The 14,162-nt window shown below is 62.0% G+C and carries 11 protein-coding genes and 1 tRNA gene; 6 read left to right on the forward strand and 6 right to left on the reverse strand.

The window, feature by feature from the left end; translation table 11 throughout:
* Positions 1 to 197: 197 nt before the first annotated feature.
* Together X750_RS1000000163885 and X750_RS0133905 are read left to right on the forward strand one after the other, a co-directional pair.
* On the forward strand, positions 198 to 2,378 hold the full coding sequence (locus tag X750_RS1000000163885; protein WP_023748794.1) for a DNA/RNA non-specific endonuclease: 2,181 nt from the start codon (positions 198 to 200) through the stop codon (positions 2,376 to 2,378).
* 248 nt (positions 2,379 to 2,626) lie between these two features.
* On the forward strand, positions 2,627 to 2,899 hold the full coding sequence (locus tag X750_RS0133905) for a hypothetical protein (RefSeq protein WP_023748795.1): 273 nt from the start codon (positions 2,627 to 2,629) through the stop codon (positions 2,897 to 2,899).
* A 38-nt stretch (positions 2,900 to 2,937) separates the two neighbouring features.
* On the opposite strand, the gene X750_RS136325 is transcribed toward X750_RS0133905, so the two are convergent.
* Together X750_RS136325 and X750_RS136320 are read right to left on the reverse strand one after the other, a co-directional pair.
* Positions 2,938 to 3,012: transfer RNA gene (locus X750_RS136325), tRNA-Val, on the reverse strand.
* Between the two features lie 128 nt (positions 3,013 to 3,140).
* Complete coding sequence (locus tag X750_RS136320) at positions 3,141 to 3,824, reverse strand: phosphoglycolate phosphatase (protein ID WP_023736611.1); 684 nt, start codon at positions 3,822 to 3,824, stop codon at positions 3,141 to 3,143.
* 155 nt (positions 3,825 to 3,979) lie between these two features.
* On the opposite strand from X750_RS136320, the gene rpiA reads away from it, so the two are divergent.
* The 3 genes from rpiA to gor all read left to right on the forward strand — a co-directional run bounded on the left by rpiA (position 3,980) and on the right by gor (position 6,831).
* Positions 3,980 to 4,711, forward strand: coding sequence for a ribose-5-phosphate isomerase RpiA (gene rpiA / locus X750_RS136315; protein WP_023748796.1), 732 nt, complete (start codon positions 3,980 to 3,982; stop codon positions 4,709 to 4,711).
* On the forward strand, positions 4,698 to 5,315 hold the full coding sequence (locus X750_RS136310; RefSeq protein WP_023668979.1) for a DUF2059 domain-containing protein: 618 nt from the start codon (positions 4,698 to 4,700) through the stop codon (positions 5,313 to 5,315). The genes rpiA and X750_RS136310 overlap by 14 nt, the downstream gene beginning before the upstream one ends.
* 124 nt (positions 5,316 to 5,439) lie before the next feature.
* Complete coding sequence (gene gor / locus X750_RS136305) at positions 5,440 to 6,831, forward strand: glutathione-disulfide reductase (RefSeq protein WP_023748797.1); 1,392 nt, start codon at positions 5,440 to 5,442, stop codon at positions 6,829 to 6,831.
* Between the two features lie 74 nt (positions 6,832 to 6,905).
* On the opposite strand, the gene mgtE is transcribed toward gor, so the two are convergent.
* Both mgtE and X750_RS136295 read right to left on the reverse strand, forming a co-directional pair.
* Positions 6,906 to 8,273, reverse strand: coding sequence for a magnesium transporter (mgtE, locus tag X750_RS136300; RefSeq protein ID WP_023748798.1), 1,368 nt, complete (start codon positions 8,271 to 8,273; stop codon positions 6,906 to 6,908).
* Positions 8,274 to 8,562: 289 nt separating this feature from the next.
* Entirely contained in the window at positions 8,563 to 10,449 is a 1,887-nt protein-coding gene (locus tag X750_RS136295; RefSeq protein ID WP_023696128.1) for an ABC transporter ATP-binding protein/permease, read from the reverse strand.
* 601 nt (positions 10,450 to 11,050) lie between these two features.
* Between X750_RS136295 and X750_RS136290 the strand changes: the two genes are divergently transcribed.
* Positions 11,051 to 11,485 (forward strand): hypothetical protein, encoded by a 435-nt coding sequence (locus tag X750_RS136290; protein ID WP_023748799.1) that lies wholly within the window; start codon positions 11,051 to 11,053, stop codon positions 11,483 to 11,485.
* A 6-nt stretch (positions 11,486 to 11,491) separates the two neighbouring features.
* Here X750_RS136290 and X750_RS136285 read toward each other — a convergent pair whose 3' ends face one another.
* Positions 11,492 to 12,172: a DsbA family protein gene (locus X750_RS136285; protein WP_023730583.1), complete on the reverse strand. Its 681-nt coding sequence runs from the start codon at positions 12,170 to 12,172 to the stop codon at positions 11,492 to 11,494.
* Positions 12,173 to 12,221: 49 nt separating this feature from the next.
* Positions 12,222 to 14,042 carry an extracellular solute-binding protein gene (locus X750_RS136280; protein ID WP_023748800.1) on the reverse strand — a complete coding sequence of 607 codons (1,821 nt, stop codon included), beginning with the start codon at positions 14,040 to 14,042 and terminating at the stop codon, positions 12,222 to 12,224.
* Positions 14,043 to 14,162: the final 120 nt, after the last annotated feature.

Raw genomic sequence — 14,162 nt, forward strand, 5'->3', positions numbered from 1 at the left:
TATTCGACGCAAGTTGATTTGTTTCCTTGCCTGCCGGTCAGAATTGCACCAGTCTAAAATGGGGCAATACACTTCTTTACTTCGACAGAATCTTGGGGGGCGACTATGCCGGTCAGCAGAGAGCAGCGAATCCGTCAATATCTCNATATCTCGATCTCGTCACCGGGGGCGAGGGGACTGAATCGGTCCTCGGCAACATGGAGACGATGGCAGGCGGCGGCCTGGAATCCCTTGCGCCTGCGGAAGCCGGCAAGACGGAGGCGGCGTTTGAATCGGCGCGCGCTGGCATGGAGAGCCTTGCGCGGGGCGCCGAAGTCGCGCCCGAGCAGCTTTCCGATCTGGAAGCCATAATCATCCCGGAGTTGCGGCCGGTCTATGACATCAAGGATGGCACCTTTACGACGCTGACTTTCGACGGCGCTCCGACACCTGGCCATTCGCTGTGGACGAAGCTTACCAGCGAGGCCGCATTGAAGCAGCGCATCGAAGCCGCCCTGCCGGCGATCGGGCGTATCGAACTGTTGTGGGACACCAATATCCCTTACGGCGGCACGGGCTTCGTCGTCGGCCGCAACCTGTTGATGACCAACCGTCATGTGGCGCAGATATTTGCGGACGGCCTTGGCGACCGCAATCTGCAATTCATCAACGGCCGCGCCGCCGGCATCGACTTCAAGCGCGATTCGGCGGCAGGAAACGTCTTCAAGATCCGCAATGTCCGGATGATCCATCCCTATTGGGACATGGCGATACTCGAAGTCGAAGGCCTGCCCGACAACATCACGCCGCTGTCGCTCGCGGTCGCCGACGCGCGCGATATGCTGCGCCAGGAAGTCGTCGCCATCGGCTATCCCGCGTTCGACAATCGCAACGCGGTCGATGTCCAGAACGAGCTCATGCGCAATCGTTTCCAGGTCAAGCGCCTGCAACCGGGCATGCTGCAGGGCGGCTTCGATACGGAGAGTTTCGGCAAGATCGTCAGCGCGGCGACACATGATTGCTCGACCACTGGCGGCAACTCCGGCACCGCCATGATCAACCTCGCCACCGGCGAGGTCGTGGCGCTGCATTTCGCCGGCCGCTATCTCGAGCGCAACTACGCCGTGCCCACCGGCGCGCTCGCCAAGGACCAGCGTGTCGTCGACCTCGGCCTCAATTTCGCCGGCGCCGCCAGCGGCGGCCCAAACGATTGGGGCGCATGGTGGAACAAGGCGGACAGCGGGTCGCCGGCCGAGGGCGTAAACCTGGTTGAAGTCGGCGGCGTCCAGCAGATCCCGGGCGTCGCCACTCAGACGCCTCCATCCGGAGGTGTCGTCGTTTCGCCGGGCGGCAGCGTCACCTTCGAAGTGCCGTTGCGCATCACCGTCTCGCTCGGCGCAACGCCTGCCCATGAAGCGGTCACGGAATCGGTCGATCTCGAAGCGGCCAAGCCGACCCCTCCAGGCGGCGCATTCGTTCCCAAAACGGTCGCGGACTATGCCGGCTATAAGGGCTACGACGAGAAATTTCTCTCTGGCGGCACTAAACTCGCGCCGGTCGTTGTGCCGATGCCTGAGGCCACCGACCTCTCAGTGCTGGCGCCGCTTAAGGCCGGCGGCACGCAACTCGACTACCAGAATTTTTCGCTCAATATGCACGCCAAGCGGCGGCTGGCGCTGTTCACCGCCTCCAACGTCACCGAGGAGAGCAATCTGCGCGAGCCGGAAAAGGGCCGCAACTATTCGCGCGGCGGCCTGTTCAGCGAGCGCTGGTTCCCGGATCTGCGGCTCGATGACAAGTATCAGATCCCCGATGTCTTCTACGCCCAGGATCAGGGCGCCTTCGACAAGGGCCATATCGTCAGGCGCGATGACGTGGCCTGGGGCAGCACCTTCGAGCTGCTGCTCAGGGGCAATGTCTGCTCCTTCCATGTCACCAATTGCTCGCCCCAGGTCGAGGGCTACAACCGCTCCGACAGCGGTGAGAAGAACTGGGGCGATCTTGAGAACCACGTCCTGTCGGAGGCGGCGAGCGAACGGCTGTGTGTCTTCGCTGGCCCGGTGCTCGCCGATGACGACCGAACCTTTGCCGGCAAAGGACCCAAGGGAACAAGTCTTCGCGCGCCGGTGCCGCGCCGTTTCTGGAAGGTGATCGTGGCGCGCGTCACAGACGGGCTCGCCAGCTATGGCTTCGTCCTCGAACAGGATCTTTCGGACACGGAGCTGGAGTTTGCCGTCTCCGACGAGTTCATCGGCGCCATGTACCCGCTGACCGAAATCTCCGAAATGACCGGCGTCACCTTCGACCAGTCGCTGGTCGATGCCGACCAGTACGAAACGGTTCGCGGCACCGAAATTGCGATGCGGGCGGGATCACGGAGACGAAAGAAGAAGGCTTAGGCTCGCGCGGCGCTGCGATGCCTTGCAGGGAACACCATGACCGAATGGACGCAATCCAAGCCGACCTCCCTGCTGCCGGCCACGCGCCCCCGAGCGGTACCAATTAGCGCCAACACAGCGGAGATCTGGATCAGCACATAGCTGACGGCGAGCCGGGCACCGGAAAGAAGTCGTTCGTCAAAAAGCCGTGATGCAGCGCTTCAAGATAGCGGCAATAATACGGGCTGGTTTTCATTCGGGGTTTTTACATGCGCACACGTCACGCCATCATGCTTGCACTTTCCGCGCTTTCCATTCCAGCCGTCTCCATGCCGCTGCAGAAAGCCAGCGCGCTGGAGCCTGAAAAATACACGGTCTACTGCGCCAACGATCACATCGAGGTTTCGTTCTGGGATATCGAGCAGATGAAGGTGCGCAACGGCTCTGATGTCTGCCAGTTCCAGAGCTATACGAGCTACTCAAGCGCGTTGAACTTTGCGCAGAAGAATTTTGGTGGGGAAGGGGCGAGTTGCAGCTGCTAGGAGTGCTGGCTTGGAGTGTGCTGTTCAGGGGAAGAAGATGGTGGGCGATGCAGGGATTGAACCTGCGACCCCACCCGTGTGAAGGGTGTGCTCTCCCGCTGAGCTAATCGCCCGCTCGTTGCCCGAAGGCCAAGCGAGCCGCGATATAAGGGAGGCAGGGTTGTGAAGTCAAGGCGATGCGCCCGCCTTCTATGCCTGAAATAGGCGAGGGTAGGCGCTGCCGCGCAATCGCCCGTTTCGCTCAGCCGGCCGCAGCTGCAATCAGCCGTTCCGCCAGGTCGAGCGTCAGCGCGTCGAAATGCGAAATCACCGCCGACGGCTCGAATTCTCTGACATGGCGGTCGGTGTAGCCGAAATCGACGGCGACCACCGGAATGCCGGCTGCCTTGGCGGTGTCGATGTCGGTCTGCGAATCGCCGACCATCAGCGCATGATGCGGATCGCCGCCGGCGAGCCGGATGGTCTCGGTCAGATGGCGCGGGTCGGGCTTGCGGAAGGCGAACGTGTCCTGGCCGGCGATCGCGGCGAAATGCTTTGTCAGGCCGAGCGCCTCGATCAGCGCTTTCGAATTCGCCTCATATTTGTTGGTGCAGATGGCAAGCAGATAGCCGGCCGCCTCGAAGCGGGCGATCGCCTCGACCACGCCGGGGTAGGGGCGCGACTTGCCGGGAATGTTGACCGTGTAGTGATCGAGGAACAGTTTCAGCAGCCGGTCGTGCTCGTCCACTGCCAACGATTTCTGCTGCGCGGTATGCGCGCGCTCGATCATCACGCGTCCGCCCTGGCCGACAAAACGCCGGAAGCCTGCCTCGTCGACAGCCGCAAGCTCGCTGGCGGCAAGGCTGTGGTTCAGGCTGTCGAGCAGATCCGGCGCCGTGTCGATCAGCGTCCCGTCGAGGTCGAACACGATGATCGGTTGGGTCATGGCCTGTCCTGTGGCTGATGCATTGCAGGCAGGCGATAGCGGCTGCGCTTCTTTCAGGCAAGCCGGTGCGAGCCAAAGTCTTTGACCCTGCGGGCAAAAGTGCTAGGAGCGCGCATCCAGAAAAATCAGAACCAAGCCAAACCCCCGGGGCGAGCATGGATGCGAGGCAGTTGAAAGTCGAGGCCGCGCGGGCAGCCCTTGCCCATGTCAGCGACGGCATGCGCATCGGCATCGGCACCGGGACGACGGCCGACGAATTCGTGCGGCTGCTGGCCGAAAAGATCGCCACCGGCTTGTCCGTCATCGGCGTGCCGACGTCGGAGCGCACCGCAGCCCTTTGCCGCGAACTTGGCGTGCCGCTGTCGACGCTTGAGGAAACGCCCGAGCTCGACCTTACCGTCGACGGCGCCGACGAGATCGACGCGGCGCTGACACTGATCAAGGGCGGCGGCGGCGCGCTGCTGCGCGAGAAGATCGTCGCGGCGGCATCTCAGCGCATGATCGTCATTGCCGATCGCTCGAAGATGGTCGACACCCTTGGCCGGTTTCCCTTGCCGATCGAAGTCAACCGGTTCGGCCTGCGCGCGACCGAAATCGCGGTCGCGGCAGCGGCCAAAAGTCTCGGCCTTTCCGGCCCGGTTACATTGAGGATGACGGGGGGCCAGCCTTTTGTTACAGACGGCGGCCATTTTATCCTCGATGCATCTTTTGGCCGCATTCCGGATACAAGAGCGCTTTCGAATGCTCTCCATGCCATTCCTGGTGTGGTCGAGCATGGTCTTTTCATCGGGCTGGCGTCAGCGGCCATCATCGCCGGCGGCGACGGCATCCAAACCGTCCATGCCGCCCGAAAACCAGGGAGTTCTACCGATCATGATGTTGCATAACCGGGTTCGCAATCTTTGCGCCGTTCTGGCGGCTTCGGCCGTTTTCGCCTTCTCCTCCCCGGCGTTCTCGCAGGAGATCACGGAATCGCATCTGAAGGCGGCACGGGCGGCGGTCACGGCAATCCACGCGACCGACTCGTTCGACAACATCCTGCCGCAAGCGGCGGCCTCGCTCGAGCAGCAGCTTATCCAGAAGAACCCTGATATGCAGGAGCTGATCGGCAAGACCGTCAGCGAAAAGGCACTGGCGCTGGCCTCGCGCCGTGCCGATCTGGAGAAGGAAGCAGCGCTCGCCTATGCCAAGGTGTTCTCCGAGAAGGATCTCACCGACATCGCCGCCTTCTACAATTCCGATGCCGGCAAGAAGCTGCTCGACAACGGCCCCAACGTGACGCGCGAACTGGTCAAGGCCGCCGACATCTGGCAGAACGGCCTGGCGCGCGATCTCGCCCAGCAGGTCGGCGAAACGCTGGCAGCCGCCGCGAAGGCCGCTGCTCCGGCCGCGCCTGCGCCGGATAACGCAACTGCCCCCGCCGATGGCGCTGCACCTGCCGACGGCGATGCGCCCGCAGACGGTGACCAGCCGGAAGCGCCGAAGAACTAAGACGTCTGATTTCGCCACCGGCATCCTTGCCGCTGGACCAGAAAGCCCGGTGGAAACCGGGCTTTTCTTTTGGCTTCATGCAGCCTACCTGTCTCAAACATTTCTTGGGGCAAGGAACAGCAGCATGGCCGGTTACGACTACGATCTCTTCGTCATCGGCGGCGGCTCCGGCGGGGTGAGGGCGGCGCGCGTGGCGGCAGCGCTCGGCAAGCGTGTCGGCATCGCCGAGGAATACCGCTATGGCGGCACCTGCGTCATCCGTGGCTGCGTGCCGAAAAAACTCTATGTCTATGCCTCGCAATTTCCCGAGCATTTTGCCGACGCCGCCGGCTATGGCTGGACGGTGCCGGAGGCGAGCTTCGACTGGCCGACGCTGGTCGCCAACAAGGACCGCGAGATCGCCCGTCTGGAAGCGATCTACGAAAAGAACGTGAAAGGCGCCGGCGGCGAGACGTTCCACTCGCGCGCCATGCTGGTCGACCCGCATGTCGTGCATCTCCTGGGCGATGACCGCACCGTCACCGCCGACCAGATCCTGATCGCCACCGGCGGCCGGCCGGCGCCGCACCCGGCGCTGCCCGGTCACGAGCATTGCATCTTTTCCAATGAGGTTTTCGACCTCAAGCAACTGCCGAAGGCGATCATGATCGAGGGCGGCGGCTACATCGCCGTCGAATTCGCCAATATCTTCCATGGCTTGGGCGTCGACACCACGCTGGTCTATCGCGGCAAGGAGATACTGTCGCGCTTCGACATGGACCTGCGGCGCATGCTGCACGAGACCATGGAAAAGAAGGGGATCAAGATCCTCTGCCACGCCGTGTCGGAATGGGTCCGCAAGCGGCCGGACGGCAGGCTGGATGCGTTGGTCACCGGCGGCAAGGTGCTGACCGTCGACCAGGTCATGCTCGCCATCGGCCGCCTCCCCAACACCGAGAATATGGGCCTGGAAGGCGTCGGCATCGAACTCGGCATAACCGGCGCCATCGTTGTCGACCAGTATTCCCGCACCAACATCGACAACATCTGGGCGATCGGCGACGTCACCAACCGCGTGCAGTTGACACCGGTGGCGATCCACGAGGCCATGTGTTTCATCGAGACCGCATTCAAAGGCAATCCGACCGCGCCCGACCACGACACCATCCCGACCGCCGTCTTCTCACAGCCGGAGATCGGCACCGTCGGGCTGTCCGAGGACGATGCCGTCAAGCGCTACTCCGATATCGAAATCTACCGCGCCACATTCCGGCCGATGCGGCACACGCTGTCGGGCCGCGACGAAAGGATGCTGACGAAGCTGGTGGTCGATGGCGCCACGCGAAAAGTGCTCGGCGCGCACATCCTCGGGCCGGACGCCGGCGAGATGGCGCAGTTGCTCGGCATTCCGCTGAAGGCCGGCGTCACCAAGGATGATTTCGACCGCACCATGGCCGTCCACCCGACGGCAGCGGAGGAACTGGTCACCATGTACAAGCCTAGCTACCGCGTGAAGAACGGCGTGCGGGTCGATTGACGCCCGCGCGCTCGATCTTGAAGAACCCCCCATGGCAGCCGCTGTTGCCACCGAGATGGGAGGCCTGAAGCTTATTACAACAAAGTGCCGCGCAGGATGACCAGCGCCACCGAGAAATAGATCACCAGACCGGTGACATCGACCAGCGTGGCGACGAACGGCGCCGAGGCGCTCGCCGGATCGAAGCCGATCCGTTTCAGCGCGAACGGCAGCATCGACCCCGACAGCGAGCCGAACGTGACGATGCCGACGAGTGCTGCCCCCACGGTCGCCGCGATCAGCGGCCAATGCGGCCCATAATCGTAGAAGCCCATATATTGCCAGAGCGCGATGCGGCAGATGCCGACCACGCCAAGCATGGCGCCGAGCACGAAGCCGGTGGGCAATTCGCGCAACGCCACCCGCCACCAGTCGCGAAGGCCGATCTCGCGCAGCGCCAGCGCGCGAATGACGAGCGAGGTCGCCTGCGAACCGGAATTGCCGCCCGAGCTCATGATCAGCGGGATGAATAGAGTGAGCACGATCGCTTTTTGCAGTTCGCCTTCATAGCTTTGCATGGCATTGGCGGTCAGCATCTCCGAGATGAACAGCGCGCACAGCCAGCCGCCGCGCTTCTTGATCATGGCGAGAAAGCTCATCTTCATGTAGGGCTCGTCGAGCGCCTCCATGCCGCCGAAGCGATGCGCGTCCTCGGTCGTCTCCTCGATCATGGTGTCGATGATGTCGTCGATGGTGACGATGCCGAGGATCTTGCCATGGTCGACGACGGGAACCGCGAGCAGGTCATATTTGGAGATCGTCTGCGCCAGTGTCTCGCGATCGGTCAGCGGCGTCACCGTCACCGGGGCGCGATCCGGCGCCACCGACAGGATCGGATCGTCCGGCTCGCCGGTGATCAGCCGGCGCAGGCCGGTCGAGCGCACCAGCACATGCGTGTCTGGATCGACGATGTAGATGGCGTAGACGGTCTCCCGCGTCCGCTCCACCTTGCGGATGTAGTCGAGCGTGCGCCCGACGGACCAGTCCGACGGCACGCTGACGAATTCGGTCGTCATGATCGAGGCGGCGCTGCCTTCGGGATAGCCGAGAATGGAAAGCAGCGTTGCCCGCAGCGGCGGGACCAACCCGCCGAGCAGCTCGGAGCGCGTCGGCTCATCCAGCTCTCGCAGGATATCGGCGGCGCGGTCGACCGACATGGCGGTCAGCAGCTTGCACGCCTTGGCGCGCGGCAGCGCCTCGGCCAGATCGGAGGCGCCGTCGAGTTCAGGCTGGTCGAAGATCTCGACCAGCCGCTCGAACGGCATTTCGCAAAGCAGTTCTATCGCGGTATCGCGAGATTCCCGGTTCAGGGCCTCGACGACATCGGCGACGTGATCATTGGCAAGGATACGCGCGATAGCGACGGCATCGTCGCCCGCTACGACGGGGGTAAATTCGTTCATGGCTCACTCCTTGCCGTCCGGCGGGACGTGAGCCGTTAGAGTCACATCGAGGCGGACGGCGGTTGCGTTCGACTACTGTCGCCAGGCATGGCGCGGTGACCTTTCTGCTCGCGGGTTCGAGTTGGAATTCAGCGAGCGTGCGCAACATAGGAGCGCATCTTGGCGAGTCAATCGCGGGGGTGGCGGAAAACAGCCGGGAGCCGGCCCAATCGCGAGACTGTGATGATTATTGAAGGGGGAGGGAGCGAGTGCCCCGCCGCCAGTGGCGGAACGCGCTTCGGCGTGGCTGCTATTTCTGCTTCAGCCGGCGTGAAAAACGCATCCATTTGTCCTCGACCGGCCGCGGCTGCGTAAGGATGGTGGTGAGCTCGCGCGGAAGGTTCGGAACAAGCGGCCTCTTGGTGGCGACGCCGTCGGCGATCGCGACCACGCTATGGTAGAATTCCTCGCCCGAGGCCGAACGTGGCGGCACCGCCTCATGCATGATGCTGATCACCGTGACATCGGGACAGTTGTCCTTGATGGCCTGGTGGAAGGCGATCTTGCCATCCGGATCGAGCGCGCCGGTCGCTTCGTCGAGGAACAGCAGTCCCGGTTGCTGCAGCACGATGCGGGCCACAACCAGCTTCTGCTTCTGGCCGCCGGACAGCAGCTGGTCCCAGATCTTTCCCTCGCGGCTTTCATCGGCCATGTGTTCGATGAAATCGCCAAGGCCGGCCTTGTGCAGGGCTGCCGCGACCTGCGCATCGCCATAGTCGTCCTCGGAGCCGGGCAGGCACACCAGCTGCTTCAGCGACACCAGCTGCAGCTTGACCTCCTGGGCGGCATAGAAGCTCCTCACACCGTCAGGGAAGACGATGGTGCCGCGGCCATAAGGCCACAAGCCGTTGATCGCCTTGATCAGCGAAGTCTTGCCGCAGCCGGATTCGCCCTTGAGGAATGCCCACTCGCCGCGCCGAAAGCGCAGATTGGCTGCGCTCAGGAACGGCGTGGCGTCTTCACCCTGATGCGCCAGTTCAAGCTTCTGGATGGTCAGGCCGAAGACCGGGTTCTGGCTGGCATAGTGGAAATCGGAACGGCCGGTCTGGCTGTAGAATTCCTGCGGCTGTTGGACGTTTTCAATGGCGTGCGCCAATTCAATGACGCGCTGGCTGTTGGCCCGCAAGGTGGCGAGACTCGGCATAACATGGATGAACCAGGAACATTTGCTGATCAGCGCGTTGACCTGCTCGGAACCGGTTATGTAGCCCTTGAGGTCGACGCCGTTGTGGATGAACGGCACCAGACCAGGTCCGTAGGCGACAACTTTGGCCCCGACGAAATTATAGACCGATTCGAATCCCGCATAGAGGGTGTTGACGATGTTGAGCTTCGACCAGGTGGTATCGATATCGAGATAGAGCCGTCCATGTATCGTCTTTTGCACGTCTTCGCCTTGCGACGCCGACACATGGAAACTGCGGCGCAACAAAGTGATCAGCTCGCTGCGATAGGTGCCTTCGGCCTTCTGCATCCTGACGTTGAGCCACTCCAGCATTCCGCCGAGTTTGATCGCGATCCAGGTATTGACGGGCACGTAGATGGCAACCGCCAGCAGAGCGAGGACGGCGCTGCCATAGCTGCCGAGGGCATCCAGGCCTTTTACCTCCACGGAATTCGCCAGCAAAGCGCCGCCGACAAAATAAAGTGAGGTGAAGACGCCGAACACACCTTGGGCAAGCCCGATGGCACCGCCCGCCATGTCTTTGATGGATTCCTGCACGCGCTGATCAATGTTGTCGGGCGCTGGCGCATCTGGCGAGCCATTCTGGGCGTGGTAGTGCGTATGGTTGGTATCGAGCAGCGCCGCATTGAAACGCGCGTTCAGCCAGGCGCGCCATTTGCGATGCAATGTCGCCGATACAAATTTGCAGGCGCCTATGATTCCCATGTCCTTGAACACGACCAGCAGGACAAGCAGGCCGGCATTGGTAAGCACCGATTCAAGGGGCGTGGTATTCGCGGCGTCGTGAAAAAAAGCGATTGAGGCTGCCAGTTCGCCCGCCAACACGGTAAACCAGACGTCGGCCTTGCTCGACAGGGCTATGATGAGTGCGAGGACGACGGTGAGAGCCCAGGCCTCCCTCCACCGGTCCGAGAACCAGTAGGCCCGCATCAGTCCCCAGAAGGTCCGCATCGACGATACTGGCGTCAGGGGCGACGGCCCGGCGGGGGCGTCGCGGTTCCAAAGTGCCGATATTGAACGTCGCGGTCTGTCGACCCGAATCACAATCCCGCCCAAACCTTTTTTAGTTTTGTTACGGATAGTAACACCAATTGATCATTTTCTATGAATTTTATCCCGGCGAATGTGAGGCAGCCCACCCGCCGTTGCCATGAGGCAACAGTCGGTGCTGGGATGCCGCCGTTTCTAGGCCAAATATCCCCTTCGTTTCAATGCTTTGCGAGAACGCTCAGATGTGCGGAAATATTCCCTGAGGGAAGGCTCATACACGGCTTTGTGACCAAAAAGCCTTGCCCGTCAGCCGGTTTTCCTGGTGCGCGCTAACCGGATCGGTCGAAAAACTGCCATCGGTGATCGCTCCAAGGCTGCGCGAATCATCTCACAGGCCATCATGTCGGGCACGCAAGATCGCCCTGCACAGCGACTGTTCATGAGTCCGCACGCGCTTTTTAGCTGCAGCTTAATGCCGTTTGACAATCGTGCGCGCTGGAATGAACCTTGCCGGGCACTGTCGGCACCCATGCATATCCGGTTCTTGAACAAGGAAGCTCCCATGCTTGCACGCGCCGCCGCTCCCGCAATCCTGTCGTTCCTTGCCTGGCTGCCTCTGGCGCATGCCGGCAGCCAGACCATTGCGGCAAGCGCCGAAGGGCAGATCGAGTTCAATGCCCCGTCCGGCAACATCGGCTGCATCTACACGCCCAAGGGTGGCACCAGCACCTACGAGCCACAGGATGGCGGTCCGGAACTGAGCTGTTCGCGCGTCGAGCCCAGCTACGTCACCGTGATCCTTGGGCCGAACGGCCCGGCGACATTGATCAAGAATCCGGGCGAGCAGGGCTGCTGCAGCGATGTGGCGAAGCTGGCTTACGGAAGCAGCTGGAGCAAAGGGCCGTTTACCTGCCAGTCGTCAACCAAGGGACTGACCTGCACGGGCAGCAACGGCCACGGATTCTTCCTCAGCAAAGCCAAGGTGACGGTGAAATAACTTCGGTCAGCCGGCCTTTTCCAGCTCGCCCTTGGCCTTTGCAGCCGCGACCTGGCGGATGGCATCAGTCAGCGTGTCGGCGTCCTGCGCGCCCATGACGGCGTATTTACCTTCGAGCAGGAAACACGGCACGCCGGTGATCCCCATCCGCGACGCCGTGGCGATTTCTGTGCGCACCTCCTCGACGTCGGCATCGGTCGGCAACAGCGTTTCGACCACGGCAGCGTCCATGCCTGCCTCGCGGGCGGCATCGACCAGCACGGCGTGGTCGCCAATATTGCCGCCTTCCTCGAAATACAGCTGGAACAGCCGGCGCACGAGCCGGTTCTGCACGGCTTCACCGGCGGCACCGGCCCAGCGGATGACACGATGCGCGTCCAGCGTGTTGGCGGCGACCTTGATGGCGTCGAAAGCGAAATCGATGCCTTCGGCTTCGCCGAGCGGCTCTATGCGGGCATGCATCTGACGGATGCGCTCGTCGCTGCCGAATTTGGCCAGCATGTATTCGCGCCGGTCCTTGCCCTCGAGCGGGATGGTCGGGTCGAGCTGGAACGGCCGCCAGCGCACATGAACCTCAACGTCGCCGGCAGCGGCAATCGCTTTATCCAGCCGCTTCTGGCCGACGAAGCACCAGGGGCAGACGACGTCGGAAACCACGTCGACCGTAATGGAATTGTCATCGCTCATCTTGATCTCCTGCAGCCGAGCGTTTTACCGAGCATGATCTCGGCTACGCTCAGTTCGGCTTGCGCCACCATGTCGGCCATTGATAACCGAATATGGGTGTCTTTTTGGGATGATCCAGGTAATTCCAGTAAGCGAGCCATTGCTGCGCGTTGTACTGCATCGGCACCATGTAATTGCCGGAGATCAGCAATCGGTCGAGCACGCGCACGGCGGCGACATAGTCTTCCTTGGTCCGTGCTCTCAGCATCGCGTCGATCGCCGCGTCGACCGCTGGATCGGCGACGCCGGCCAGATTGAATGAACCTTCTCTTTGGGCCTCTGAAGAACCCCAGCGAAGGTTCTGCTCCATACCGGGAGACAGCGAGTTGCTGAACCCGCTCGACCCGACAAGAACCTCAAAGTCGAAACGCTGCTTGCGCGACTGGATCTGGTCGGCTTCGAGGCTGCGGATGGTCACCGCGATGCCGATCTTTTCCAGCGAGCGCTGATAAATGGCGGCAAAGCGTTCCTCGTCCTGCGACGCCGTCAGGATCTCGAAACCGAACGGAGTTCCCTTTGGGTCCAGCAGGACACCATCCCTAACGGCGTAGCCCTGACTCTTCAGCAGGTCGAACGCCACCTTCATCACCTTGCGGTCCTGGCCGGTGCCGTCATTCACCGGCGGGCGCCAGCTGCCGTCCATGACATCGGCCGGCACGCGGCCGGGGTAGGGCGCCAGCAGCGCCTTTTCCCTGTCACTGGCGGGATGGCCGAGCGCGGAAAGTTCGGAATTCTGCCAGTAGCTCATCGTGCGCGTGTACTTACCGCCGAACAGGTTCTTGTTGGCCCATTCGAAGTCGTAGAGCATGCCGAGCGCGCGCCGCACCTCCGGATTGGAAAACTTCTCCAGTCGCGTGTTGAACAGGAAGCCGGTCACCACGGGCGGTATGCCGGTGTCGAAGGTCTCGGCGATCACCTCGCCGCGATGAAAGGCGGGAAAATCGATATCGCGCTCGCGCTTGACCGGATCGCCCTCATCGTAAATGGCGCAGATGCCTTTCTTGAACGCTTCCGTCTTGGCATTGGCGTTGAGGAAGTACTCGATGGTGATCTGGTCGTAATTGTCGAAGCCGCGCTTGGAAGGGATGTCCTTGCCCCAGTAATTCGGGTTGCGCTTGAAGACGATGCGCTGTCCCGGCTGCACCTTGTCGATGGTATAGGGACCGCTGCCGATCACCGGCTTCAACGTCGTCTTGTCGAAGGTATCCTTGTTGAAGGCGTGCTTTGGGATGATCGGCGTTAGCGCGATGATCAAGGGAGTCTCGCGATTGGCCTTGTCGTTGAAGGTGAAGCGCACGCTGTCATCGCCGGTCTTTTCGAGCTTGGCGATCAGGCTCATGCGATCCCTGTAGGGCGGGCGGCCCTTGTCGGTGAAGACATCGTAGGTGAAAAGCACGTCATCCGGCGTCACCGGCTCGCCATCGGACCACTTTGCATTTGGGTTGAGATGGAACTCGATCCACTTGCGCTCGGGATCCATATCGGCCGTGTCTGCGAGCAGGCCATAGAGGCTGAAGGCCTCGTCGTAGTTGCGCATCATCAACGGCTCGAAGACGAGATTGCCGAAAATGAGGTCCTGCATGCCGCGCGCCGTGGTGCGCAGGCTCTTCAGGATGAACGGGTTCAGATTGTCGAAGCTGCCGACGACGCAGTAAGTGATGTTGCCGCCCTTGGGCGCATCGGGATTGACGTAGTCGAAATGCTGGTAGTCGGCTGGCAGCGCCGGCTCGCCCTGCATGGCGATGGCATGTTTCGGTTCCGACATCGCCACGCCGGGTGCAAAGGCGAAGAACGAAATTGCGGCGATCAGCCAAACAAGAATGCGGCCCATGACCGTCTCCTTACTGGGCGGCTTGATGATTCGGAGTGCACCCTAACATGGCGCCGCGGCGCTCCGGCCAGATACATCAACCCAAATCGCACGACCCAAATTGCGAGGCCCAAGAATTGC

Source organism: Mesorhizobium sp. LNJC391B00, assembly GCF_000502535.1.
Classification (GTDB): domain Bacteria; phylum Pseudomonadota; class Alphaproteobacteria; order Rhizobiales; family Rhizobiaceae; genus Mesorhizobium.

Bases quoted from the DNA above. Each gene is read 5' to 3' on its own strand.
- X750_RS136320 (WP_023736611.1), bottom strand. From the start codon at position 3,824: ATGACCCAACCGATCATCGTGTTCGACCTCGACGGGACGCTGATCGAC.
- X750_RS136310 (WP_023668979.1), top strand. From the start codon at position 4,698: ATGATGTTGCATAACCGGGTTCGCAATCTTTGCGCCGTTCTGGCGGCT.
- X750_RS136290 (WP_023748799.1), top strand. From the start codon at position 11,051: ATGCTTGCACGCGCCGCCGCTCCCGCAATCCTGTCGTTCCTTGCCTGG.
- X750_RS1000000163885 (WP_023748794.1), top strand. From the start codon at position 198: ATGGAGACGATGGCAGGCGGCGGCCTGGAATCCCTTGCGCCTGCGGAA.
- X750_RS136285 (WP_023730583.1), bottom strand. From the start codon at position 12,172: ATGAGCGATGACAATTCCATTACGGTCGACGTGGTTTCCGACGTCGTC.
- rpiA (WP_023748796.1), top strand. From the start codon at position 3,980: ATGGATGCGAGGCAGTTGAAAGTCGAGGCCGCGCGGGCAGCCCTTGCC.
- X750_RS136280 (WP_023748800.1), bottom strand. From the start codon at position 14,042: ATGGGCCGCATTCTTGTTTGGCTGATCGCCGCAATTTCGTTCTTCGCC.
- X750_RS136295 (WP_023696128.1), bottom strand. From the start codon at position 10,449: ATGCGGACCTTCTGGGGACTGATGCGGGCCTACTGGTTCTCGGACCGG.
- mgtE (WP_023748798.1), bottom strand. From the start codon at position 8,273: ATGAACGAATTTACCCCCGTCGTAGCGGGCGACGATGCCGTCGCTATC.
- X750_RS0133905 (WP_023748795.1), top strand. From the start codon at position 2,627: ATGCGCACACGTCACGCCATCATGCTTGCACTTTCCGCGCTTTCCATT.
- gor (WP_023748797.1), top strand. From the start codon at position 5,440: ATGGCCGGTTACGACTACGATCTCTTCGTCATCGGCGGCGGCTCCGGC.